This is a genomic window from Cryobacterium shii, assembly GCF_004402595.1.
GTDB lineage: Bacteria > Actinomycetota > Actinomycetes > Actinomycetales > Microbacteriaceae > Cryobacterium > Cryobacterium shii.
This window is the reverse complement of sequence record NZ_SOFY01000047.1, coordinates 1-24,953: the sequence shown is the minus strand read 5'-3', so window position 1 is coordinate 24,953 and position 24,953 is coordinate 1. Positions and strand designations below refer to the sequence as shown.

Below are 24,953 nucleotides of genomic sequence, written 5' to 3'. Positions count from 1 at the left end.
GATGACGAACACTTCGAATACTTTCCAAGGAGAGAAATTGCTCGACGTAACCACATTTGACGAGCTTCGCATTGGCCTTGCGACCGCCGACGACATCCGTCGCTGGTCTCACGGTGAGGTCAAGAAGCCCGAAACCATCAACTACCGCACGCTCAAGCCGGAAAAAGACGGCCTGTTCGGCGAGCAGATCTTCGGCCCGTCACGGGACTGGGAATGCTCGTGCGGAAAGTACAAGCGAGTGCGCTTCAAAGGCATCGTTTGTGAGCGTTGTGGCGTAGAGGTCACGAAGTCGTCGGTGCGCCGTGAGCGCATGGGCCACATCGAGCTCGCCGCCCCGGTCACCCACATCTGGTATTTCAAGGGTGTCCCCTCGCGTCTCGGCTACCTGCTGGACATGGCTCCGAAGGACCTCGAAAAGGTCATCTACTTCGCCGCGTACATGGTCATCACGGTTGACGAAGACGGCCGCCACCAGGACATGCCCGGCCTTGAGAACGAGCTCCGCCTCGAGATCAAGACCATCGAGGGTCAGCGCGATTCCCGGATCGCCGACCGTCTGCAGCGACTGGAGACCGACCTCGCCGCACTGGAGGCCGAAGGCGCCAAGAGCGACCAGAAGAAGCGCACCAAGGACGCCGCCGAAAAGGAGATGAGCCAGGTCCGCAAGTCTCTCGACGAGCAGATCGCTCACCTTGAGCGCGTGTGGGAAGACTTCCGCACCCTCAAGGTCGGCGACCTCAAGCCTGAGGACTCGGTCTTCCACGAGCTGCAGGACCGCTTCGGCATGTACTTCGAGGCCTACATGGGCGCCGAAGCCATCAAGAAGCGCCTGCTGGCCTTCGACCTGGTCACCGAAAGCGAAAACCTGCACCTGCAGATCGCGGAGGGCAAGGGCCAGAAGAAGATCCGTGCGATCAAGCGCCTCCGCGTGGTCAACGCGTTCATTATCACCGGCAACTCGCCGGCCGCGATGGTTCTCGACGTCGTCCCCGTGATCCCGCCCGAACTGCGCCCGATGGTGCAGCTCGACGGTGGCCGCTTCGCGACGAGCGACCTCAACGACCTCTACCGTCGTGTGATCAACCGCAACAACCGCCTGCGTCGTCTGCTTGACCTCGGTGCCCCCGAGATCATCGTGAACAACGAGAAGCGGATGCTGCAGGAGGCCGTTGACGCACTGTTCGACAACGGTCGGCGTGGTCGCCCCGTCACGGGTACCGGTAACCGCGCCCTCAAGTCCCTGAGCGACATGCTCAAGGGCAAGCAGGGTCGTTTCCGTCAGAACCTGCTCGGCAAGCGCGTCGACTACTCCGGCCGTTCGGTCATCGTCGTCGGCCCGCAGCTCAAGCTGCACCAGTGTGGTCTGCCCAAGCAGATGGCACTCGAGCTGTTCAAGCCGTTCGTGATCAAGCGCCTGATCGACCTGAGCCACGCTCAGAACATCAAGGCGGCCAAGCGCATGGTCGAACGTTCACGCCCGCAGGTCTGGGACGTGCTCGAGGAGATCATCCGCGAACGCCCCGTGCTGCTCAACCGTGCGCCCACGCTGCACCGTCTGGGTATCCAGGCGTTCGAGCCTCAGCTCGTGGAGGGTAAGGCCATCCAGCTGCACCCCCTCGTCTGTGCCGCGTTCAACGCCGACTTCGACGGTGACCAGATGGCAGTCCACCTGCCGCTGTCGATGGAAGCCCAGGCCGAAGCGCGCATCCTGATGCTCGCCTCGAACAACATCCTCAAGCCGTCAGACGGCCGCCCGGTGACCCTGCCCACCCAGGACATGATCATCGGTCTGCACCACCTGACCACGCTCAAGGAAGGCGTCATCGGCGAGGGCCGCGCGTTCTCCTCCGTTGCGGAAGCGATCCTTGCTTTCGACCAGAAGTCGCTCGACCTCAACGCCAAGGTGCGCATTCGCCTGGCCGACAAGTACTTCGAAGAGGGCACGCAGCCTGACGGCGTCGAACTCGTGGGCGGTCAAGCTGTCGGTGTCACCCTGGTCACCACGACGCTCGGCCGGGCCATCTTCAACGAGGCCATGCCGGTCGACTACCCGTACTTCGAAAAGGTCGCCGACAAGGGCAGCCTCTCGGCGATCGTCAACGACCTCGCCGAGCGGTACCCGAAGGTGGAGGTTGCCGCGACGCTGGACCGCGTCAAGGACGCCGGTTTCTACTGGGCTACCCGCTCCGGTGTGACCGTGGCGCTCAGCGACATCCTGACCCCGCCGAACAAGCCGCAGATCGTTGCCGGCTACGAGAAGCAGGCCGCCAAGGTTCAGTCGCAGTTCGAGAAGGGTCTCACGACTGACCTCGAGCGTCGCCAGGAGCTCATTCAGATCTGGACGAAGGCGACCGAAGACGTAGCCACGGCCATGCAGGCGAACTTCCCGAAGGACAACACCATCAACCGCATGGTGACGTCGGGTGCTCGTGGTAACTGGCTGCAGGTGCGAAACATCGCCGGTATGCGAGGCCTGGTCAACAACCCGAAGGGTGAGATCATCCCTCGCCCGATCATCTCGAGCTACCGCGAAGGCCTGTCCGTCGCCGAGTACTTCATTGCTACTCACGGTGCTCGTAAGGGTCTGGCCGACACGGCTCTGCGTACCGCTGACTCGGGGTACCTGACCCGTCGTCTCGTGGACGTCTCGCAGGATGTCATCATCCGTGAAGACGACTGTGGAACGACCAAGGGCCTCGAGCTGCCGATCGCCGAGATCAACCCGATGGGTGAGCTCGTTCGTCACCCCAACGTGGAGAACGCGGTCTACGCTCGCAGCCTCGCCACCCCGGCGGTCAACGCCAAGGGCGAAGTTGTGGCCGAAGCCGGCGCCGACGTGGGCGACGTGATGATCCAGAAGCTGGTCGAGGCCGGTGTCGAGAACATCAAGGTGCGCTCGGTGCTGACCTGCGAGTCGGCCGTCGGTGTCTGTGCGGTCTGCTACGGCCGTTCACTCGCCACCGGGCTGCTCGTCGACATCGGTGAGGCCGTCGGTATCATCGCCGCACAGTCCATCGGTGAGCCCGGCACGCAGCTCACCATGCGTACCTTCCACACCGGTGGATCGGCATCCGCCGACGACATCACCCAGGGTCTGCCTCGCGTGCAGGAACTGTTTGAGGCTCGTACCCCCAAGGGTGCGTCGCCGATCGTCGACACCGCCGGTCGCATCACCATCGAAGACACGGACCGCAGCCGCAAGGTGATCCTGACCCCCGACAACGGCGATGAGCCGATTGCCTACCCGGTGCTCAAGCGCTCCACCCTCCTCGTGGAGGATGGCCAGCACGTCGAGCTCGGCACGCAGATCATCATCGGCGCCGTCGACCCGAAGGAAGTTCTCCGGGTCAAGGGTGTCCGCGCCGTGCAGAAGCACATCGTCGGCGGCGTGCAGGATGTCTACCGTTCGCAGGGCGTGCCGATTCACGACAAGCACATTGAGGTCATCGTTCGCCAGATGCTCCGCAAGGTGACCGTCGTCGAACACGGCGACACCGGCCTGCTCCCGGGCGAGCTCGTCGACCGGTTGAAGTACAACGACCTCAACCGCACCGCGCTCACCGAGGGCAAGAAGACGGCCTCGGCTCGTCAGGAAGTCATGGGTATCACCAAGGCTTCGCTGGCAACCGAGTCCTGGCTGTCGGCCGCTTCCTTCCAGGAAACCACCCGGGTTTTGACCCAGGCGGCCATGGAAGGCAAGAGCGACCCGCTGATGGGCCTCAAGGAGAACGTGATCATCGGAAAGCTGATCCCGGCCGGCACCGGCCTCCCCCGTTACCGCGACGTCACCGTCGAGGCAACGGATGAAGCTAAGGCTGAGCGTTACCCGAACCGCATCTTCACCGATGATGCCGCGTTCAACGAGGGTGACCTGAGCTTCGTCGACTTCGAGAGCTTCTCGTCGGATGACTTCACCCCCGGCACCTACAACTAGCCACTAGTTCAGGTTCCACGGATGGCCCCCTGCTTCGGCAGGGGGCCATCCGGCTTTAACCCGCCGGACCCCGTTGTCGTGTCCTCGGTTCCGGCTAGGCTGATCGCAAAAGTCAGGGGGGGGTCTCGCATGGGTGCTGAAAGTCCGATGTACGGTTCCGGCACAGGCAGCGGACGGCGGCGCGCGCTTCTGGCCGCGATCGGCATCCTGGTGATCGTCCCGCTGGTCGGAGTCATCGTCTACCTGTCCGGTGAGGCCAGGTCAGAGGATTCGGCCGGGCGACCGCACCCCACGTCCACGCCCACCCCGGTGGCGGTGGCGCCACCCGCGCCGATCACGACCGGGCCGCATCCGTCGTCCTGCGAGGCGTTGTACAGCCCCGCCATGGTGGCGGCCTTCGGCGATCTCGTGCTCAACCCGGCCTGGGTGAAAGGCGCCGACGCCGGCGTGCGCCGCGGCACGGACGACCCCGAACTCGGCGCCCTGATCGACGGTTCGGCGGACAAGCTCACCTGCGTCTGGGGGAGCGCGGCCGGCGGATCCGGCACCGGTGTCAGCACGAACCTGGTCTGGGTGACGCCCGAGCAGAGCGCGGCCGTCCAGGCGCGGCTGGTCGCCGCGGGCATGAACTGCTACGAGGAACTCGGCGGGATGCGGTGCATCGTCGAAGGGGTGAATGCGGGCGGCACCCAGGGGGAGTCGCACTTCCTGCGGGACGGCATCTGGCTGGCCACCCGGTATGTGAACGCGGGTCCCGACGGTTACACCCACGACATGGTCGCCAACATCTGGGCCGGCGCGTAGAGCCGTCAAACCCGCGTCGCGTTTCCGGCCCCGATCCCAGTAAGATAAAGGCATCAACCGACATCCGGCGTGTCGGGATCAGAGGGACAATGTGCGGATGCGTGTAATCAGCCGGGTCGGTGCAGCCTCGGTCGGAGTCCTCGGGCTCATCGTTCTCGTGGGCTGGTATCTGGGCGTCGCCACCGTGCCCGATTCCGTCGCGGGGCTCTGGACCATGAAGCCCATGCCGGCGTTGGCGTTCGTTTTGCTCGCCGTCGCCGTGCTCGCACTCGATCGACGGCGGGCGGTTCTCGGCCTGGGCCTGGCGGTCGGGTTGATCGGCGGCCTCACCCTCGCGGAGTACATTCTCGGCGCCTCCCTCGGCATTGACGTGCTCCTGCCGGGGATCGATTTCGGTGGCCAGGCCGCCCGGATGGCGCCCGCGACGGCGATGTCCCTGCTGCTGCTCGGGGCATCCGTCGTCGCCAGCCGGTTCGAGCGCACCACCGTGATGCTCACCCTCGTGCTGGCCGCGCTCGGGGTCAGCCTGGTCGCGGTACTCGGGTATGCCTACGGGGTGTCTTCGCTCTATACCGTCGCCGGCCTGACGAGCATGGCCCTGCCCACGGCACTGGCCCTGGCCGTGCTGTCGGTATCCATCATGCTGCAGCGCCCGTCTCTCGGGCTGTCCGGTCTCCTCCGCGACCGCGGGAGCGCGGGGCGCCTGCTCCGCCAGGTGATCCCGTTCCTGGTCTTCGGGCCATTCCTGCTCGGCTGGCTCCGGTTGTGGGCCGAGCGTGAAGGCTGGTTCGGCTCGGCGTTCGGCGTGGCCCTGCTGATCATGAGCATGACGTTGCTGAGTTGCGCGCTGGTCTGGGTGGCGGCCCGGCGGCTGCTCGAACTCGACCGGCAGCGTGACGGCGCGATGCAGGCTCTGGCCGAGGCCAACCACACCCTGGAGGCGACGGTCGAGAGCCGCACGCACCAGCTCGCGGAAACAGCCGACACGCTGCACGCACTCATCAAGATCGCCCCGGTCGGCATCGTGCAACTGAACGCGGCGGGCGGCCTGGTCGACGCCAACGACCGGTGGCTGGCTCTGAGCGGGCTCACCAAGAGCCAGTCACGCAGCGACGGCTGGGCGTCGGCCATCCACCCCGACGACACTGACCGGGTGCTGCGGGAGTGGCAGGTCGCCGCGGGCGAGGGCGCGCCCTACGAGACCAGCCTGCGTTTTTACACCCCGACCGGGCAGGTGAACTGGGTTCAGGTGAGTACCGCGCCGATCCGGGACGCGGGGGGAGTGATCGGGCACCTCGCCACTGTCACCGACGTGACCGCGCTGCGGATGGCAGAGAATGCCGCGTCCGCAGCCAGTGCAAGGTTCGAGGCCGCTTTCGACTCCTCGCCGCTGGGAACGGCCATCGTGTCGCTCGACGGCACGGTATTGGAGGCCAACCGGCGACTTCTCGACCTGGCCGGTCGGTCCTCCCCGGTCGTGAACGAGCCGATCGAGGCGATCTTCCTGGGTGTCGAAGTCGGTGGCGACGGCGACGAGGGCGGCGAAGCCGGGCAGCTGGTCGACGGCGCGGTCAACGCTCCGTCCACCCGTCAGCGTCTGGACCGACGGATGCGACGTGCCGACGCCGAGGAGACCTGGGTCAAGGTGAGTATCGCCGAGATTCAAGAAAGCGAGGAGACCGGGCAGCTGCTGTACCAGCTGGAGGACATCACGGCCCGTCGTCTCGCCGAAGCCCGGGTGGAACACCTGGCCTTCCACGACCCGCTGACGAACCTGCCCAACCGGCTGCTCCTGCTGGACCGGCTGAACCAGGCTCTGCTGCAGGCGTCGCGCCGGGGTTTGGGGGTCGCGGTGCTGTTCCTCGACCTGGACCGGTTCAAGTTCGTCAATGACAGCCTCGGCCATCAGGCCGGCGACGCGGTGCTGACCGAGGTTGGCATCCGTCTGCGGCAGAGTGTCCGCTCCACCGACACGGTCTCCCGCATCGGGGGAGACGAGTTCGTGGTGATCTGCCCGGACGTCGGCAGCGGCGCTGACGTGGAGAAGATCGCGGAGACGATCCAGAGGGCCATCGCGATCCCGATCGCGGTGGGCGAGCAGACCGCATCCGTCGATGCGAGCATCGGCATCGCCTTCGGTCTCGGCCAGGACGATGCCGAGACGCTGCTGCACAACGCGGACCAGGCGATGTACCTGGCGAAGGGTCGAGGGCGCGCACGCTACGAGATCTTCGACGACGACCTGCGCACTCGCATCCACCAGCGACTCGACTCTGAGCTGGCGCTGCGCGACGCGGTCGAACTGGGCGAAATCGAGACGTGGTACCAGCCGATCGTCGACCTGCAGCAGAACACGGTCGTGGCGACGGAGGCCCTGGCGCGCTGGCGCCGACCCGCGCGCGGTGTGATCCAGCCGGGCGATTTCATTGCGATCGCGGAGGAGGTCGGGCTGATCAAGCAGATCGGCACCGAGGTGCTCGGCCAGGCCTGCCGCGCGGCGAACGCGCTGGAGCGGGGGATGGCGGTCAGCGTCAACGTCTCGGCCCGGCAATTCGTGCAGGATGACTTCGGCCAGGTCGTGAAGCGCGCGCTGGACGAGTCGGGCCTGCCGCCCGAGCAGTTATGGCTGGAGCTGACCGAGAGCGCTGTGCTCGAAGCGATCGACTCGGCCGCGAAGACCTTCCAGGAACTGCGCGGACTGGGGGTGCGGCTGGCCATCGACGATTTCGGAACCGGCTACTCCTCGTTCACCCACCTGCGGGCGTTCACCGTGGACCTGTTGAAGATCGACCTGACGTTCATTCGCGATCTCGAACGCTCACAGCACGATCGCGCGATCGTGGAGGGCATCCTGCGTCTGGCGGATTCTCTGCATGTGGATGTCGTCGCGGAGGGAATCGAGACGACGAACCAGCGCGACCTGCTGAAAGCCATGGGCTGTCGCTTCGGCCAGGGCTACCTGTTCTCCAAGCCGGCTCCCTCCGTGCAGCCCATGGTGCAGTTCGTCCACTAGCCGTGGCTGCCGCCCCGCCTGCCGCCCCGCCGGTGACTGTTCCCGTTCCGGTCGAGAGTGCCCGCTGTAGCGGTCACTCTCGACCGGAACGGGAACTCTCGGGTTCGAGTCTGCCTTGAGACCAGCCAGGAACCTGATCGGACGGGTCAGGCGTCCAAGATCAGGCGTCTTGGTGGGGATCGGGCAGGAGGGGGTTTTTGCCGGGCAGGGGTACCGGCGCGGTCCTCATTTAGGGGGACAAGCACCCCCGTCCGCGGTCCAGGCGGAGCGGGGCCCGACTGATAAATTCGGGTCAGGCGGTGAAGCCGGCCGCCCTTGCGACAGGAACCATGATGAGCGTCAGCGAAGCCCAGGTACTGTCCGGCTTCGAGGGTTCCGACTGGTCGAACGGCACGACGGGAACGCAGGCCGCGCCGGGGATCCGCCGGGCGCAGTTCACCGCGTCTGACACCCGGCAAGCCGCCCGCGAATTCCACGCCGGCGTCGCCCAACCCGACACCGCGCTGGTGATGTTCTTCTGTTCGGTGCAGTATGACCTCGACCTGATGGCCTCCGAACTGCAGCGGCTCTTCGTCGGCGTGCAAGTGGTCGGCTGCACGACCGCGGGTGAAATCGGCCCGTCCGGCTATCTGGACCACAGCATCACCGGAGCGAGCTTCCCCCCGGGCAGCTTCAAGGTTGTCAGCGGCGCCCAGAACCAGCTTCACCAGTTTGAACCGGCCCAGGCCCAGAACCTCACGCAGCACCTTCTGCGCCAACTTGACCGCGCCGAGCCGCTGGCCGGCGGCAGCAACACCTTCGCGAACCTGTTGATCGATGGGCCTGTCCGTGCGCGCAGAAAAGGTCAGCCGCGCCGTGCAGAACGGGCTGGGTCGAATTCCCGTGCTCGGCGGTTCGTCGGGCGACGGCATGCAGTTCACCGAGACCCGCGTCTGTGCAGACGGCGCGTTCCGAACCGGTAGTGCGGTTCTGGTCCTGATCAGCACGATGCTGCCTTTCCGCACGTTCAAGACCGACCATTTTGTTCCGACCGACGACCGGGTCGTCGTCACGAGAGCGGATGCCGACCGCCGGGTCGTGTACGAAATCGACGGGCGGCCGGCGGCGGAGGCCTACGCGCAGCTGGTGGGGGTGCCGGTGGCGGAACTGACCGTCCAGCACTACGCAGAATGCCCGATGGTCGTCATGATCGCGGGAACCAAATACTTGCGCGCCATCCGATCGGCCAACGCCGACGGAAGCCTCACCTTCTACTGCGCGATCGAGGAGGGCTTGGTTCTGCGCGCGGCCCGCGGCGTGGGCCTCGCGGAGAAGCTGGAGGACACGTTCGTCGAGATCGAGACGGCGATCGGCCGACCTCAGCTGGTGATGGGGTGCGATTGCATCCTGCGCAAGGTCGAGGCGAAGTTTCGCGGGCTGGTCGGTCAGTCGCTGGTCGGGATCGTGCTGATCGAAGACGGCCGGTTCACCTACTCCAATTCACGGTTCGCCGACATGTTCGGCTACTCCGAACCGGAAATCCGGGAGCGCGGCCCGCTAGAGCTCACCGTTCCAAACGATCGTGAGTTCGTCGCAGACAATCTCCGTCGGCGGCTGACCGGGGCGATCGACCGCACCGACTTCGTGTTCCGTGGGCTGCGCAAGAACGGCGAGGTGCTCGACGCGGAGTGCCACAGCAAGGTGATGCAGGTCGGCGGCAGACGGATGCTGATCAGCATGGTTCTCGACATCTCCACCCGGGCCGCGGCCGAGCGCGAAATCCTCGTGCTGCAGGAGCAGCTCCGCGAGGAGTCGACTCACGATTCGCTGACCGGCCTCTACAACCGGCGCTTCCTCGACGCATCCTTCGCCCGCGAGCTGGTTCTGGCCGAGCGCTCGGGCGAGCCCGTCAGCGTGATCATGTGCGACCTCGATCACTTCAAAAGGGTGAACGACCGCTACGGGCACCAGGCCGGGGACGAGGTGCTGCGGGCCTTCGGCGAGCTGATGAAACAGCACGCCCGGGCCAGCGATATCTTCTACCGCTACGGTGCTGAGGATTTTCTGATGGTGCTCCCCGGCCTGGCCAGCGAGGGCGCCCTGGAACGCGCCGAACAGCTGCGGAGCGCCCTGGCGAATTTGACCGTGGAGCACGGGGACGGCCGCATCCGCGTCACGGCATCGTTCGGCGTCGCCACTTTCCCGGCGGACGGCCGCTCCAGCGACGCCCTGATCGCCGCGGCCGACGGCGCGCTGTATACGGCCAAGGCCGCCAGGCGCAATCAGGCGCAATCGGGCCGGTAGGATCACTAGAACGAGCCGTTTTTCGTGCCGCTACCCCCTCAAAGTGGGTCTGGCCCGACCGCCGGCCCGGCGATAGCGTTATCCCTATATACCTGAGCCTGTTCGAGAGGATCGAGTGGCAAGCCTCACCGAGATCCTGATCCTGCACGGCCTACTCCCGATCGAAGAGCTCGACCACCTCATGGCCGGCGATCCCGCCGACGAAAGTGCGGTGCGCGCCCTCGTCGCAAGGGGCGTCATCACCGAGGTGCAGTTCGCCCGGGCCCGCGCCCAGCAGGCGAACCTGCCGTTCGTCGAGCTGGCCGACTATCCGGTCGACCGCCTGGCCGTGGCCCTCGTGCCTGTTGCCGTCTGCAAGCGCCACGAAGTCATCCCGATCGCCGTCGACGACGGCCGTCTGATCCTCGCGATGGTCGATCCCGGCAACGTCTTCGCCGTCGACGACGTGCGCGAAGCCTCACGGATGCGCGTCACCCAGGTCGTCGCCGAGCGCAGCGACCTGCTCGCCGCCATCACCCGCTACCACCGTGCCGACGACGAGCTCAGCGACCTGACCTCCACCCTCGAAGAAGAGAACGCGGCCACCGAGAGTTCCTCGTTCGGCGTCTCGGATTCGATCGACGACGACGCCCCGATCGTGCGGTTCGTGAACCTGCTGGTCAGCCAGGCCATCCAGGACCTCGCCTCGGACATCCACATCGAGCCCGGCGAGCACAGCCTGCGGGTGCGCTACCGCATCGACGGCGTGCTGCACGAGATGCAGACCGCGCCCAAGAGCATCCAGGCCGGCGTGATCTCCCGGCTCAAGATCATGAGCGACATCGACATCGCCGAGCGGCGCAAACCGCAGGACGGCCGCATGACCGTGCGTCACGCCGGCCGCCAGATCGACCTGCGCGTGGCGACCCTGCCCACCGTGTGGGGCGAGAAGGTCGTCATGCGTATTCTCGACAACTCGAGCACCACCCTCGATGTGCGCGCCCTGGCCCTGCTGGAGTACAACTTCGAGGCCTACAAGACCTCCTATTCCAAGCCCTACGGCATGATTCTGATCACGGGCCCAACCGGCTCGGGCAAGTCCACCACGCTGTACACGACCCTCGGCGCGGTCGCCCGCCCCGAGATCAACGTGATCACGGTCGAAGACCCGGTCGAGTACCGCATGGCGGGCATCAACCAGGTGCAGGTGAACCCCAAGGCCGGCCTCACCTTCGCGAGCGCGCTGCGTTCAATTCTGCGAAGCGACCCGGATGTCGTGCTGCTGGGTGAGATCCGCGACCACGAGACCGCGCAGATCGCCATCGAGGCCTCGTTGACCGGCCACCTCGTGCTGTCCACCCTGCACACCAACGACGCGCCCAGCGCGATCACCCGCCTCACCGAGATGGGCATCGAGCCGTTCCTGGTGGGCTCTGCCCTCGACTGCGTCGTCGCCCAACGTCTGGCCCGTCGCCTCTGCGACAAGTGCAAAAAGCCGGCCGCCCTGACCGCGGAATACCTGACCCGGCTGCGTTTCTCGTTCAACCCGGACCGGCCGTTGCCCACGATCTACGAGGCTGTCGGCTGCTCGCACTGCTCGAAGACCGGTTACCGCGGCCGCCTGGCCGTGCACGAGGTGATGACGGTGACCGAGGAGATCGAGCACCTCGCCGTCGCCCATGCGTCCAGCGCCGAAATCGGCCGGGTCGCACGCGAGCAGGGCATGATCACGCTCCGCGAAGACGGCTGGGCCAAGGCTCAAATGGGTTTGACATCGATCGAAGAAATCTTGCGAGTGGTCGCATAGTGCAAAAGGGGATATCTGCATGAGCCAGCCCATTTATGAAATCCCGGTGACGCCCCCGGGCGCGGCCGACAGCAGCTGGACCCTCGGCGATGCCGACCGGCGTTCAGCCGCACCGGTAGCATCACCGGCCGCCGACGCCGCGACCGTCGAGCTCGACGCCGTTGAAACGGCCCAGCCGGTCGACACCGCTGTGCGCCCGGTCGCGCCGTCGACCCTACCGGTCGAAGACAGCGGGCGTCGGGTGCGCACCAGGACCATCGACAACAACGTCTCCGACCTCGACTTGCTCAATGCACTGGCCGAGGTTCTCGACCTCAACGCCTCCGACCTGCACATCACGGTCGGCGCGCCCCCCAGCATCCGCGTCGATGGTGGCCTTCGACCGATCGAGGGCTCGAGTAAATGGATGGGTGACAAGGTCACCTCGGCGCTCTACAGCATCCTCTCGCCCAAGCAGCGGGCACAGTTCGAGGAAGAGCTCGAGCTCGACTTCGCCTACACCGCCGGCGGCGCGCGCTTCCGCGTCAATTACTACTACCAGCGCAACTCCATCGGCGGCGCGTTCCGACTAATCCCGCGCGAGATCAAGCCGCTGAAGGAACTCGGCATCCCCGAGACCGTCGGCCAGTTTGCCAAGCTCCCCCGCGGGCTCGTGCTGGTGACCGGCCCCACCGGCTCGGGCAAGTCGACCACCCTGGCCGCACTGATCGACCTGGTGAACCGCACCCGCGCCGACCACATCGTCACCGTGGAAGACCCGATCGAGTTCCTGCACAAGCACCAGAAATCGCTGGTGAATCAGCGCGAGGTCGGTCACGACACGAAGAGCTTCGCCTCGGCGCTGAAGCACGTGCTGCGGCAGGACCCCGACGTGATCCTGATCGGCGAGCTGCGCGACCTGGAGACCATCTCCGTGGCCCTGACGGCTGCCGAAACCGGTCACCTCGTCTTCGCCACACTGCACACGCAGTCCGCGGCCCAGACCATTGACCGTGTCATCGACGTGTTCCCGCCGCACCAGCAGGGTCAGGTGCGTGCTCAGCTCGCCGCCACCCTGCAGGGGGTGGTGTGTCAGACCCTGGTCAGGAAGGTCGGCGGGGGGCGAGTCGTGGCCACCGAGGTGCTGGTGACAACTTCGGCCGTTGCGAACCTCATCCGCGAGGGCAAGACGTATCAGATTGCGTCCTCCATGCAGGCCGGTCGCGCTCTGGGTATGCACACCATGGATCAGCACCTCGCCGACCTCGTCAACGAAGGCCAGATCACACGCGCTTCGGCGGAGGAGAAGGCGCAGGACCTCGAGGGGCTGTCGCAGCTCATTCGCCGCGTTGACCACTCCGATCCGATGGCGGGCGGCATCGACTTCGGCGACTCCTTCTCCCAGAAGGGCAAGTAGTTGCCCAGCAGTCTTGCCTTCGCGTACAAGGGCCGCAACGCCGCCGGCAAGGTCGTGAAGGGGCGTCTGGATGCCGCGTCCGAGGTCGCGGCCATGCAGCGACTGCGCACCATGGGGGTGGCCCCGATATCCGTCGCTGAGGTAGAGGTGGGCACCGGCCTGAGCACGGAAATCAAGATTCCCGGCTTTGGCAAGGGAGTTGGGCTCAAGGACCTCGCCATCATGAGCCGCCAGATGGCGACCATGACCTCAGCCGGCCTGTCGTTACTGCGTACTCTCAACATCCTCTCTGAGCAGACCGAGAATAAGGAACTTGCGAGAATACTCACGTCTATCCGCAACGACGTGGAGACCGGTATCTCGCTCTCCGAGTCCATGGGTAAGCATTCCACCGTGTTTCCGCCGATCATGATCAACCTGGTCAAGGCGGGCGAGACCGGCGGCTTCCTCGAGAGTTCGCTCAACTCGGTGGCCGGCAACTTCGAGTCCGAAGGGAAGCTGCGCGACACCATCAAGTCGGCGATGGCCTATCCGACGATCGTGCTGATCATGGCCGTGGTCGCCGTCATCGGCATGCTCACCTTCATAGTTCCGGTTTTCGAGAAGATGTTCAAGGGCTTCGGCGGGGAGCTGCCTGCGCCCACCATGGTCCTAGTGGTGCTCTCCAAGGCGATGGTGTGGCTGCTGCCGGTGCTCGTTGTCGGGGGAACCGCCTTCGCCGTGTGGTGGGGCAAGAACAAGAACACCGAACGCGTGCGTAAGGTCGTCGACCCGCTCAAGCTGAAGCTACCGGTGTTCGGCCCGCTCATGACGAAACTGGCGATCGCTCGTTTCACTCGCAACTTCGCGACGATGATCGGGGCCGGCGTTCCGATTCTCCAGTCGCTCAACATCGTTGGCGAGACCTCAGGCAACTGGGTGATCGAATCGGCCCTGCGCAAGGTGCAGGAATCAGTGCGCCAGGGCAAGTCGATCGCAGGCCCGCTCAGCCTCGAACCCATCTTCCCAGCAATGGTGACGCAAATGATCGCTGTGGGCGAGGACGCCGGCGCCCTGGAGACGATGCTCAGCAAGATCGCTGACTTCTACGATCAAGAAGTGCAGGCCACGGCGGAGCAACTGACCGCCCTGATCGAACCGCTGATGATTGCTTTCATCGGCGTGGTGGTGGGCGGGATGATCGTCGCGCTCTACATGCCGATGTTCAGCATCTTCCAATACATCAAGTGACGACCCTCACATTGGGGGTGCGCGGGTCGGGAAATCCCCCCATATGTGGGCTACAGGCCTATGTCGCGAACCATAGGCTCAATGCAGGCAACGCAAAAGCCTTTCCCAGCACACCCCCAGCAAAGGACTCTCACATGATCAAAAGCATCACGGCGGCGCTTGCCCGCAAGCGCTCAGAACTCGGCCAGAAGGAAAAGGGCTTCACCCTGATCGAGCTTCTCGTCGTCGTCCTCATCATCGGCGTCCTCGCCGCGGTCGCCATCCCGATCTTCCTCGGCCAGCAGGACACCGCCAAGGACAAGGCGACCCTGGCGCAGATCACCAACGCCAAGACAGCCGTTGTGGCCCAGCTCGTAACCGGCACGGCCCCCGGATTTGCGATGACCGCCGCCGTCGATTTCACGGCCAGCGCTGATATCCCGGTCGAGCTCACGTGGACCTCAGACAAGAAGTCGTTCTGCATTTCTGGCTCCGACAACGCAGCCACGAAGGGCCACTGGGCGGCCATCACTGACACAGGTGCGGCCGTGGCCAAGAAGACCTGTAGTTCCGCTGGCGCGATCGTTGCTGCCCCTTAATACGTTCGCCGCATGAAGGGCGATGGAGCACCGGAGTCCGGTGCTCCATCGCCGCATCCAATTCACGTGCAAGGACAGCAGAAGGAAGCCGGGCGTATGAAGACGACTACCCGACGACAGGAGTCCAATCTGCAGGAGTCCAATCTGAGCGAAAGCGGATTTGGCTTGATCGAAATCGTGATCTCGATGCTGCTTCTGGGCCTCCTGTCCGTTGCTTTCCTGCCTCTCCTTGTTACCTCGATGAAGACGACCGTCCGCAATTCGACAATCGCCACAGCGACCCAGCTAGTCAACAAGCAGATGGAGCTGGCCCGCGCGGCGGGCAGCACATGCGCAGCTCTCAATATCTACGAGGACGAGTCTCCGCTGGGGACTGTCACCGACGCTCGAGGCGTGACCTATGCGCCCGGCCGCTCGGTGGACTGCCCCGCGTCGACCTATCCCGGGACGGTAGCCGTAAGCGTGTCCGTCTCTGTGGTCGGATCGTCGATCCCGCCAATCTCCGCATCGACACGAATCCTCGTGACAGCGCCGTGACCGTCCCGGTGAACAAGTACACGCGCACTAGGGCCTTCAATGCCGGCTTCACCCTGATCGAGCTGCTCATCTACATGGTGCTCGCGGTCATCGTGCTCCTGATTGTGGGAGGGCTGCTCATTAATTCCTTGGCGACCGAGCGGACGGTGAGTGACGCAACCCAGGCGAGCAACTCCGGCCAACTTGTCTCCAGATCTGTCGGGCAGGGCGTGCGCAATGCAAGTGCCATCTGGACCAGCCCGCTCAACGCAATCCCGGAGCTGCTCATAGTGCGGACGGCCGGGTCGGGGGCGGAGCAAACTTGGCGCTGCCAGGCTTGGTCGTACAAGGACGGTCAGGTTCGCACGACGACCTCGGCAGGGATCATTCCGACTGCCGCCGGAGACATCGCAACCTGGACGCTGCTCGGAGACGGCATGGCCCCCGTTTCTGGCTCACCGGTGTTCAGAAAGAATCCCCTGAACGGCCGCAGAGTGGACCTCGGTCTCGATGTAAGCACAGGCCCGGGTAAGAAACCAGTGCGCATAAGCACCTCCTCAACCAGTCGGCAGCCCTTGCCGGCGTCCGGACCGGATGTGAGCCTCCCATGCTTCTGACGCCACAAACACGCACAAGTTACCCCGACGATCGCGGCAGTGCACTGATGGCCGTGATCGGCGTAATGGCAGTCACTCTAGTGATCGGGCTAACCATCACCGCAGCCACCATCAATGCGCTCGGTGTGACCACGGCCAGCAAAGCTTCTGTGCAGGCAAGGGCGGCGGCGGAAGCTGGAGTCGACATGGCCGCCGTGGGCCTCCTCACCTCGGGGAGCTGTCAGGCCGTCGGCAACCTGTACCAGTCGCTGCCTGGAGACATCCCGAAATACACCGCCACGATCTGGTTACCGTCCGGGACCAATTGGGTGCGAGGTTGCCCGTCGCCTACGACATCGCAGGTGAAGATCAAGTCGACAGGCGACGCGCAGGCGCAGGGAATTGCCGGAGCCACCTCGGGGAACTCGAGGCAGGTCGAGGCCGTGTACCAGTACATCCCCGCCTACCCCGGGGTTCCGGAGATTGTCTCCACCGGAGCCGCGATCTACGCGGAAACCTTCGCGGCGACGCATAACCAGTTCGGGCTCGTCGATCCGATCATCACTGACAGTATTCTGGCGGATGTCCAGATCGGCACGGGCGACATTGACATCGACTGCAAGACCAACGGGGGAATCGCCGGCAGCGTGATCGCCGGTAACGGAAACATCATCCTCAACAATTGCGACGTCGCCGGGTCCGTGCATGCCTCGGGCAATGTCAAGCTCACCGGAGGTACAGTCTCCGGTGACGTGATCGCTGCCGGGACTGTCACGGCCGGCGGAACCGTCAACGGCAGCATTTGGGCAGGCGGAAACACCGCCGTGTCGAGCAGCACCGTCAAGAAGTCGATCATCGTTGCTGGGACGGGAACGACTAGTGCAACAATCAGTGCAGGGTCAACGATCTTGGGGGACCTGCTCTCCAGCGGTACCGCCTCGGTGGCTACGGGTGCTGTTCAGGGCGTAGTGCGAACCGGTGTCGGCGGGCTCACTCCACCGCCGGCCCCGGTGATCCCGCACTGGGTCGACGTGCCGTACCCCTACGCTTACGCGGCGTCGACCGCCTGGTTTCAGACATCGACCTGGAAGGCCCAGGGATATGCGCAAATGGAATGGGCCGGCGCCCCCGCCAGCTGCTCAGTGAAGAACAGCGAAGCCGCCTGGCTATCATCCATCGTCGTGCCAACCGTTGTGAATGCCCTCAACTGCCCTGATGGCATCACCACTGAGAACAACGTGAACCCGATCGACCTGAACGCGAACGTGGCCATCATCGGCAAAGGATTCAACATTGACAAGCTGAAGTTGACGGGTGTGGGAGGGAATCGCAAATTCTGGCTCATCGTGCCGGATGACCTTGTCAACTCCGACCCGACGTGCGTCCGGCCGGCGGGCAAACCCACTCTGGGCGACATCCGGCTCAACAATGAGACGGACACCGTTGCGAGCATGTCGGTGATGGTTTACACACCGTGCAACATCGTGATCGACCGCAACAACTGGCGCGGCCAGTTGTATGGCGCTCAGGTTCAATTCAACCAACAGGCGCAGATGAACTTCGCCCCGGTGGGAATGCCGGGGATGAACCTTGGTGGGCTGGTCCCGATCCCGCCGATTCCAGCGCATCTGGGCAGCAGGCTGAGCTTTCGAGACCTGAGCTGATGGTTGGTGTATTGGCCGGACTCACGGGCGTCTTCGGGTCCCTGATCGGGTCGTTCCTGAACGTGGTCATCTTCCGTCTGCCCGCAGGGCGATCGATCGTCGCGCCGCCGAGTGCGTGCGGCACCTGCGGTGCACGGATCCGGCCGTGGGACAACGTTCCGGTGCTTTCCTGGCTGTTGTTGCGAGGAAAATGCCGCGATTGTGCTGCTGCGATCTCTGTGCGCTATCCGCTGGTTGAACTGGGCACGGCTGTATTCTTCGCGATTGTCGCTTGGTGGATATTGTCGGCTCCGGATGCAACAAGCTCGTCAGCGAAGACCTCGGGCCTCATGGTCGCGCTGGTGGCGTATCTTTACCTCGCTGCGGTCAGTGTGGCGCTGGCCTTGATCGACATGGATACCCACACGCTGCCCAACCGGATAATCTTGCCGGCCTATGTGGTTGGGGCCGTGCTGCTCACTGGGAGCTCCCTGCTCGGGGGAACTCCGGAGCGTTTGCTACCTTCACTCATCGGCGCGGTGGCACTGTTCATCGTCTACCTCCTGCTCGCGCTTGCCTACCCCGGAGGCATGGGACTCGGCGACGTCAAACTGGCGGGCCTCCTGGGCATGTACCTCGGGTGGCTCGGATGGGCTCCGCTCTCCGTCGGCGCGTTCAGCGCGTTCGTGCTGGGCGGACTGTTTAGTCTGGGTCTGGTCGTGACCCGCAGGGCAACCCGGAAGAGCGGAATACCGTTCGGTCCGTGGATGCTGGCCGGAGCGTGGTTGGGTATTTTTCTTGGGGGCACGATTGCCGCCTGGTATCTGTCCCTGTTCGGCTTGGCATGACGATACAACTAGCGGGAGAGAGCACATGGCGACCAGCGTCGTAGGAATCGACATCGGAAGCGCCGCCGTGCGTGCAGTTGAGGTGAGCGACTCTGGTAAAGCAAAGCCCACTCTCGTGCGCTTCCACGAGGTGGTGCTCCCTGAAGGAGCGGTCAGTCGCGGTGAGGTTGTCGAACCGAACACCGTGGCCGCCGCTATCAAGCAGCTCTGGGCAAGTGGCGGTTTCAAGAGCAAGAATGTCGTCCTCGGCATGGGTAACCACCGAGTTCTCGCTCGAGATCTCACCGTGCCCAAGGCTTCGATGAAACTCATCAGGGAAGCGCTGCCGTTCCAGGTGCAGGACATGCTGCCCGTACCGGTGGGTGACGCCCTGCTCGACTTCTACCCGATCTCCGAGAGTGAGGGAGGAAACGGCCCTCAGATCAACGGTCTGCTCATCGCAGCGGTCAAGGAAGCAGTCCTGGGGAATGTGCTGGCCGCCGAACTGGCTGGGCTGACGCCGGTCGAGGTGGACCTGATCCCGTTCGCCCTCACCCGCGCCATAGGCCGCGGTGTGAACACGGAGGGCGCAGTCGTGCAAATCGACGTTGGTGCGGGCACCACGAGCGTCGTCATCTCGATTGCCGGTGTGCCCCAATTCGTCCGTCTCATCCCGACCGGCGGTGACGACCTCACCCAAGCGCTTTCCGTCCGCCTTGCCGTCGCTGCGGAAGAGGCCAAGGAGCTCAAAGTCCGCCTCGGTTTGTCCCCCACGGGGGCACCTCCGGAGGACCACGCCGCAGTCACCATCATCCGCGAAGTCACCACCGAACTACTGAACAGCCTGCGAAACACGGTCAACTACTTCGTCAACACGCGAAATCACCAGACGGTGACAAGAATCATCCTCACCGGGGGAGGCTCCCAATTGGTCGGGTTCTCCGACGCGCTCGGTGAGATGACGCGGCTGCCGATCGTGGCGCCAGAATCTACAGGGTCTGCCGAACTCGCGCGTGGCGTCGACGCAAGCGCACTGAAACAAACGAAGGGCGCATTCCTGGTCGCGCTTGGACTGGCCCTGGGGAGCAAAGCATGAGCCGCACGCCCGCTAGCGAAGAACTGATCCTCGGGGGGGAACCTCGGGTCGACCTACTGCCTCCGGTGGTCAAGTCCAGGCAGAAAAGCAAGGCGCTCCGCAGGGCCCTCGGCCTGGGGGTCGTCGCGGCCGTCGTGCTGGTGAGTGCCGGCGTGGCGCTGGCCTCCTGGCAGGCAACCATCGGACAGGAGCAACTTGCGGAGGCCCAACAGCGCACGACCGGGTTGCTGGCCGAACAGACGCAATACATCGAAGTGCGACAGATTCAGGATGATGTCGACTTGTCCATCGCCGCACGCCAGGTTGGGGCCTCGACGGAAGTCGACTGGAAGACCTATCTGGAGGAGATCCGTGCTGTGCTGCCGTCTGATGTGACCATCGACACGGTGGACATCAAAGCCGCATCGCCGCTCGTGCTGTTCGAGCAGCCTACGGCGCCCCTGCAGGCAGCGCGGATTGCCACGATTATGCTCACGATGACAAGCCCGAGCCTGCCCACAGTGCCTGAATGGCTCACGGAATTGAAGTCGCTTCCAGGCTATGCCGATGGTTCCCCCGGCTCGATCAAACGCTCAGAAACGGGCACCTATCAGGTGGACCTCACCCTTCACATCAACGAAGGCGCGTACTCGAACCGTTTCGCCGATAGCACCACCACAGAGGAGAAGTAGCCGTGAATACGAACAGGCTGTGGCTCCTCGGGGCGGCGCTCGCGATCGGCGTTGTAGCGGCACTGGGCTGGATGCTCGGTATCTCTCCCAAAATCGGTGAGGCCCGGGCTGCCCGGGCTGATCGGGTCGCGGTGGAGGCACAGAACACCGCCTTCGAAGCGCAGCTGGTCACCCTCAAGAAGCAGTACGAGAGCATCGACGAGCTGCGGTCAGAGCTGTCCAGTCTCCGACAGGCCGTGCCGAACGGCCCGGATATGCCCGACTTCGTGGGGCAACTGGACACCATCGCTGGGGTGCATGGTGTCACGCTCTCCTCGATCACCGTGAGCGACGCGCAGCCTTATGTGCCGATGGTGGTCGCACCGGCCGTGGAGGCGGCCCCGGCCGCCGACGCGCCGTCAGGCGGCACAGCGACGCCTGCTCCGGTTGACGCGGCGGCGGCCGCAAGTGCGGCGGCCGAGGCCGCCATTGCTTCCGCAGTGCCCGCGCCCGTGGTCAATCCTCTGGTAACCGCTGAGAACTTCGTTGCTGTTCCGATTTCTCTCTCCGTCGATGGCGCCTATGACGACGTTGTGAGTTTCGTTGATGGCCTCCAGAAGGGCAAGCGCCTGGTCATGGTGACCACGTTCAATACGTCGACGCCAGCGGATTCCGGCAAGGTGACGGGCAACATCACCGCCTTCATCTACGTGCTACTGAATCCAACCACTGACACAGCGACTGCTGCCACTCAGACTCCTGCGGGGTAGTGCGCCCCGGCCGCCGCCGCACCAGGAGGCGGGAAGCTCGACCCATTTCATATGTCTTGAGTCGAGCCTCCCTCGACCGGGGGCCCTGCATTGCTAAGGTTGTGGCTGATCGACACGGCCAACCACAAGGAGCGCACCATGAGCGACACAACGTCCCCTGAGGGCAACCGCAAGCCCGACCACGAGCCTGACTCGGTCGATCACACCGACCACACCGAGCGAACGGATGCCCCGGACTACACCGGCACCGGCTCCCACGCCGGGTCGGCCGACTACTCCGACTCTGCCGAGCCGACAGCATCCTTCCCCGCACGGCCCGTTGGCGAGCCGATCTCCTACGACGCCCCCGCAGCACAGGATGCCCGCGAGCCGAACGAGCTCAACGACGCCGAGAAGCGCGAAGCCGACAAGCGCGACGCCTACGTGCCCGCCGCCACGGTGGCCCCGGCGGCCAACACCACCGCCGAGACCCAGCGGCTCGAGCCGGTCGCGAACCGGAGCGAGACCGCCAACGCGACTTACGCGCCCGCGAACACGACCGTTACGCCGCCCGTCTACATCCAGGCTCCTACGCCCCCGAAATACAAGAGCAACCGCGGCGTCGGCCTGTTGATCGCGCTGCTCTCCACCGGCATCTTCGCCGTGCTGTACTCGCTGATCGCGTTCGCACTGTCCGGCATCGGCAGCCTTTCCCTCTCCGACACCGCCGCGAAGTTCACCGACTTCATCGTGCTGCCCATCTTCTACGTTCCGGTCATCTTCTTCTTCGTGGCCTTCGCGCTGCTGGTGCTGCTGGTCAACCGCGGCGGCTGGTGGGCCTACGTGCTCTTCGGTTTCCTCGTGGCCGTCGTCGTCTACTTCTCCTACATCGGCGCAGCGCTGCTGAGCGTGCAGGCCTGGCTCTTCACCCCCGACGAGGCCGCGCGCTTCATCAGCCAGCAGTGGCTGAACCCGGGCGCCATCGCCGCCGCCGTAGTCGCCCGCGAGGTGCCGATCTGGGCCGGCGCCTGGATCGCCCGTAACGGCCGCAGTGTCACCACCCGCAACGCCGCCACCAAGGCAGAGTACGACCGCGTTCTCGCCGAGGGACCGCAGGGCATCCGCTCCAACTAACTCAGGCCTCGCAGTGTGCGGCGCTCCACCGTCAGGGGGAGCGCCGCACGCTTTTAAAAGGCCGTGTCAGCCGGCCGCGGGGAAGGGCGAGTAGGGGCGTCGCCCCTCCGCCACTTCGCGATTCAGCTCCAGCAGGCGCTCCAGAATCCGAGCCTGGTCGGCCGCGATCGACGGATCCCAGCCATAGGCGTCGGCCACCGCTTCGTCGAGGCGTCGGTGCAACTTCGCGAGATCCGGGTTGGCCTCGGGCCAGCCCAGGCTGTACAGCCTGGTTAGGCCGACCTCGCGTTCCCGGCAGAGCTCACTCCGCCGCCGGTACAGCGTGACGCAGGCCGTCGAGACGGCCTCCCGCTGGCGGGCATCGACCGGGTCGGGCCAGGGGAACGTCGCCAGGGCCGCCGTCGGCGTGTTGCGCAGGTCGCCCTCCAGCGTGCCGGCGCGGGCCCAGGTGTCGTAGGCGCCCGAGAGCAGAATGCCCATGCTGTAGTCGTCGTCCCCGGCGAAGATCATGGTCGAGTTGCTGGCCACGATCCACGGATGCGCCCACGCCACGATCATCCGTCTGCCGAGTGATCCGAGCACCGCGTAGCGTTTCAGCGGATCGAGCGCGGCCCGCATGGGCAGTCGGGGGCGGCCGAAAAGCCACCAGCGGGTTCGGAAGCTCTCGTCTGCGTTCGTGTCGCGCTCGGGTTTTACCCGTTGCTCAACGATCTCGAGCGCGCGCGGATAGCGCCCTGCCTCGTCCAGTTCGCGCTGACCGAAGTCGATGATCCATCGCCCCGACTGCTGGCGGGGATCCTCGGCCAGGTCTTCGCTGGTCAGGTAGGGCCGCACCACGTCGGAATACGGAATGGACCAATCGTTCAGGACTGCCTTGGCTTCCTCGCGCTCGAGGATGAATCCCTTGCCGACCGGAGTCGGGCTCTGGAAGAACTTGCCGCGGTTGGCGGCCAGGGCGACGGGACGCCACTCGGGCTCGGGCTCGGGCGTGAGCGTGGACTCGAGCGAGGGCTCGGCCGCGGGCGCCGGTGGGGTCGGATCGACCGCCGCAGGTTCGGGCCGCTTGAGGTGCTTGCCGACCAGAGCGTTGGCGGCCCGGTGCCGCAACGCGTCAGACTCGGCATCGCCGGCCGCCTCCGCGGGCACCAGCAGATGGCGCGGTGCTGCGTCGGGCGCCTGAGGCTGCGCGATGGTCGGAGGCTGGGCGACGGTAATCGTCGCGGCCGAGGGTTCATCGGTGCTGAGCAGGGCTTTCGCCCGACGGAACAGGTTCACGTCTTGTTCTCCGCCCGGCCAGGGGCACCCGCAACGACCGCGGTGCCATCAGGGGAAAGACTACGCCGCGGCAACCGCGCGCGTCTGCACCAAAACGCACACGCGATCCGCGCCGTCCCACTAAACTCGCACAAGGCGCAGGCAGGGGGAGCAATGCGGGATTACCAGAAGTATGCGACGGTCGTCGCGGTCTTCGCGGCGGTACTCTACGCTGCGCTCGTCGTCGCCGCCTTCGGCATGATCAGCCTGCTCACCAACCGCGACGTCATCACCGACCCGAATGCCGGGCTTCTCGTCGGCCCCAGCATGACCGCCGCCGCGTCGCTGGTGGTGTTCCTCCTCATGCTCCTGCTCGGCCTCCGCAGCCGGCCCGAGAACCAGCGCATCGCCGTCGGCTACGCCCTCGGCACCGGGTTCGCCGCGTTCGCCGCTTTCGTGCTCGTCGGCACCATTCTCTTCGCCCTGAACGCCGGGCTCCCGGCCGACAGCATCGCCTTCGCGGGCTCCGTGCTGCTCGGCCCGTTCGCGGCGACCGCCGGCATTATCGGATTCATCGTCACTCTGGTCTATTCGATGGTCCTGGCCTCACGGATGCCTGAACGCGGCCGCCCGCTGTGGCCGTGGGAGCGCCGCGATGACTGAAGCCGCACCGGGGGGGGTAGCTGTGAGCGTCACCCTCGACAATGACGAAACGGATGCCGTCGGGCTCCGCCCCGACGGACGCCCCGACCAGGAGTACGCGGCCGCACTCGGGCTGATCCCCGCGTCGCCGATGCGCCGGTCCCTCGCGTTCGCCATCGACTTCGCCATCTGGCTCGCGCTCTTCGTTCCGGGCGTGCTAGCCACGGTTCCGGTCTGGAGCCGGCTGCCCCTGGGCCTGACCACTTACTGGCTCCGGGACCACCCGGCCTTCGGCGCCGCCGCCGTCGGGTTCGGGGTCAGCCAGGGGCTGGTACTTGCTTCTGTGCTGGTGCAGCTCATCCTGCACGGCAGAAAAGGCATCACCGTCGGCAAGGCCATCTTCGGCCTCCGCTCGGTCAGCGTCGCCGGCTTCGGCCGCCCCGGCTTCCGGCGCATCGTGCTGCGCGCCGCCGTGTTCCTGGCCGCCGCCCTCGTGATCCCGGTGCTGGGCGCCGTGCCGCTCCTGCTCTCCCCGCTCTGGGACAAGGAGCGCCGCGGCCGGGGCTGGCTCGACGTCATCGGCGGCACCTGGCTCCTCGACGTGCGCGCGGGCCTCGACCCGGTCAATACCAAGCAGCTGCGCCACGCCCGCAAGGCCGTCACCGCCGCCCCGGCCGCGGCCCACACACGGATGCCCTCGCTCGCCACCCGCACGGACGACGCCGCGGGCGCCGCTGCGGCCTTCGTGCCCGGCCAGCGCTCCCGGTCGGGAGTCGTCGCGGGGCCCGCCGCCGAGCCGTCCGCTCCCGTGGCGCCGGCCCC

20 protein-coding genes are annotated in these 24,953 nt (G+C 65.4%); 19 read left to right on the top strand and 1 reads right to left on the bottom strand.

Annotated features, from left to right (window positions below):
* Positions 1 to 37 precede the first annotated feature (37 nt).
* The 17 genes from E3O49_RS08770 to E3O49_RS08695 all read left to right on the top strand — a co-directional run bounded on the left by E3O49_RS08770 (position 38) and on the right by E3O49_RS08695 (position 22,235).
* Positions 38 to 3,934 carry a DNA-directed RNA polymerase subunit beta' gene (locus E3O49_RS08770; protein WP_134368344.1) on the top strand — a complete coding sequence of 1,299 codons (3,897 nt, stop codon included), beginning with the start codon at positions 38 to 40 and terminating at the stop codon, positions 3,932 to 3,934.
* 129 nt (positions 3,935 to 4,063) lie between these two features.
* Complete coding sequence (locus E3O49_RS08765) at positions 4,064 to 4,738, top strand: hypothetical protein (RefSeq protein WP_134402684.1); 675 nt, start codon at positions 4,064 to 4,066, stop codon at positions 4,736 to 4,738.
* A gap of 97 nt (positions 4,739 to 4,835) precedes the next feature.
* Positions 4,836 to 7,751, top strand: coding sequence for an EAL domain-containing protein (locus tag E3O49_RS08760; RefSeq protein ID WP_134402683.1), 2,916 nt, complete (start codon positions 4,836 to 4,838; stop codon positions 7,749 to 7,751).
* Positions 7,752 to 8,080: 329 nt separating this feature from the next.
* Positions 8,081 to 8,713 carry an FIST N-terminal domain-containing protein gene (locus E3O49_RS17100; RefSeq protein ID WP_134451400.1) on the top strand — a complete coding sequence of 211 codons (633 nt, stop codon included), beginning with the start codon at positions 8,081 to 8,083 and terminating at the stop codon, positions 8,711 to 8,713.
* Complete coding sequence (locus E3O49_RS18810) at positions 8,607 to 10,034, top strand: sensor domain-containing diguanylate cyclase (protein ID WP_255573539.1); 1,428 nt, start codon at positions 8,607 to 8,609, stop codon at positions 10,032 to 10,034. Before E3O49_RS17100 ends, E3O49_RS18810 begins: the two co-directional genes overlap by 107 nt.
* Positions 10,035 to 10,149: 115 nt before the next feature.
* Positions 10,150 to 11,820 carry a GspE/PulE family protein gene (locus tag E3O49_RS08745; RefSeq protein WP_134451399.1) on the top strand — a complete coding sequence of 557 codons (1,671 nt, stop codon included), beginning with the start codon at positions 10,150 to 10,152 and terminating at the stop codon, positions 11,818 to 11,820.
* A gap of 19 nt (positions 11,821 to 11,839) precedes the next feature.
* The gene (locus tag E3O49_RS08740) at positions 11,840 to 13,216 is read left to right on the top strand and encodes a type IV pilus twitching motility protein PilT (RefSeq protein WP_134451397.1); all 1,377 of its coding nucleotides are present in this window, start codon (positions 11,840 to 11,842) and stop codon (positions 13,214 to 13,216) included.
* 54 nt (positions 13,217 to 13,270) lie between these two features.
* Positions 13,271 to 14,446, top strand: a complete 1,176-nt coding sequence (locus E3O49_RS08735) for a type II secretion system F family protein (RefSeq protein ID WP_244285275.1) — start codon at positions 13,271 to 13,273, stop codon at positions 14,444 to 14,446.
* Positions 14,447 to 14,580: 134 nt separating this feature from the next.
* A complete protein-coding gene (locus E3O49_RS08730) occupies positions 14,581 to 15,024 on the top strand; it encodes a competence type IV pilus major pilin ComGC (RefSeq protein WP_134451395.1) in 444 nt (147 codons plus the stop codon).
* A gap of 12 nt (positions 15,025 to 15,036) precedes the next feature.
* Positions 15,037 to 15,561: a type IV pilus modification PilV family protein gene (locus tag E3O49_RS16560; protein WP_160141068.1), complete on the top strand. Its 525-nt coding sequence runs from the start codon at positions 15,037 to 15,039 to the stop codon at positions 15,559 to 15,561.
* 8 nt (positions 15,562 to 15,569) lie between these two features.
* Positions 15,570 to 16,157 carry a PilW family protein gene (locus tag E3O49_RS08725; protein WP_160141067.1) on the top strand — a complete coding sequence of 196 codons (588 nt, stop codon included), beginning with the start codon at positions 15,570 to 15,572 and terminating at the stop codon, positions 16,155 to 16,157.
* Positions 16,148 to 17,800 (top strand): bactofilin family protein, encoded by a 1,653-nt coding sequence (locus E3O49_RS08720; RefSeq protein ID WP_160141066.1) that lies wholly within the window; start codon positions 16,148 to 16,150, stop codon positions 17,798 to 17,800. The genes E3O49_RS08725 and E3O49_RS08720 overlap by 10 nt, the downstream gene beginning before the upstream one ends.
* Entirely contained in the window at positions 17,800 to 18,627 is an 828-nt protein-coding gene (locus tag E3O49_RS08715; RefSeq protein WP_134451389.1) for a prepilin peptidase, read from the top strand. Before E3O49_RS08720 ends, E3O49_RS08715 begins: the two co-directional genes overlap by 1 nt.
* A gap of 25 nt (positions 18,628 to 18,652) precedes the next feature.
* Positions 18,653 to 19,702, top strand: coding sequence for a type IV pilus assembly protein PilM (gene pilM, locus E3O49_RS08710; RefSeq protein ID WP_134451387.1), 1,050 nt, complete (start codon positions 18,653 to 18,655; stop codon positions 19,700 to 19,702).
* Entirely contained in the window at positions 19,699 to 20,373 is a 675-nt protein-coding gene (locus E3O49_RS08705; RefSeq protein WP_134410425.1) for a hypothetical protein, read from the top strand. Before pilM ends, E3O49_RS08705 begins: the two co-directional genes overlap by 4 nt.
* A 2-nt stretch (positions 20,374 to 20,375) precedes the next feature.
* Positions 20,376 to 21,122, top strand: a complete 747-nt coding sequence (gene pilO, locus E3O49_RS08700; protein ID WP_134410427.1) for a type 4a pilus biogenesis protein PilO — start codon at positions 20,376 to 20,378, stop codon at positions 21,120 to 21,122.
* 138 nt (positions 21,123 to 21,260) lie between these two features.
* Positions 21,261 to 22,235, top strand: coding sequence for a tripartite tricarboxylate transporter TctB family protein (locus tag E3O49_RS08695; protein ID WP_134403187.1), 975 nt, complete (start codon positions 21,261 to 21,263; stop codon positions 22,233 to 22,235).
* A gap of 66 nt (positions 22,236 to 22,301) precedes the next feature.
* Here the strand turns inward: E3O49_RS08695 and E3O49_RS08690 are convergent, their stop codons facing one another.
* Positions 22,302 to 23,510, bottom strand: coding sequence for a type IIL restriction-modification enzyme MmeI (locus tag E3O49_RS08690; protein WP_134403188.1), 1,209 nt, complete (start codon positions 23,508 to 23,510; stop codon positions 22,302 to 22,304).
* A gap of 153 nt (positions 23,511 to 23,663) precedes the next feature.
* On the opposite strand from E3O49_RS08690, the gene E3O49_RS08685 reads away from it, so the two are divergent.
* The gene (locus tag E3O49_RS08685; RefSeq protein WP_134403189.1) at positions 23,664 to 24,152 is read left to right on the top strand and encodes a DUF6121 family protein; all 489 of its coding nucleotides are present in this window, start codon (positions 23,664 to 23,666) and stop codon (positions 24,150 to 24,152) included.
* Positions 24,153 to 24,174: 22 nt separating this feature from the next.
* Positions 24,175 to 24,953, top strand: a 779-nt coding sequence (locus E3O49_RS08680) for an RDD family protein (RefSeq protein ID WP_174235694.1), incomplete at its 3' end; no start/stop codon positions are given.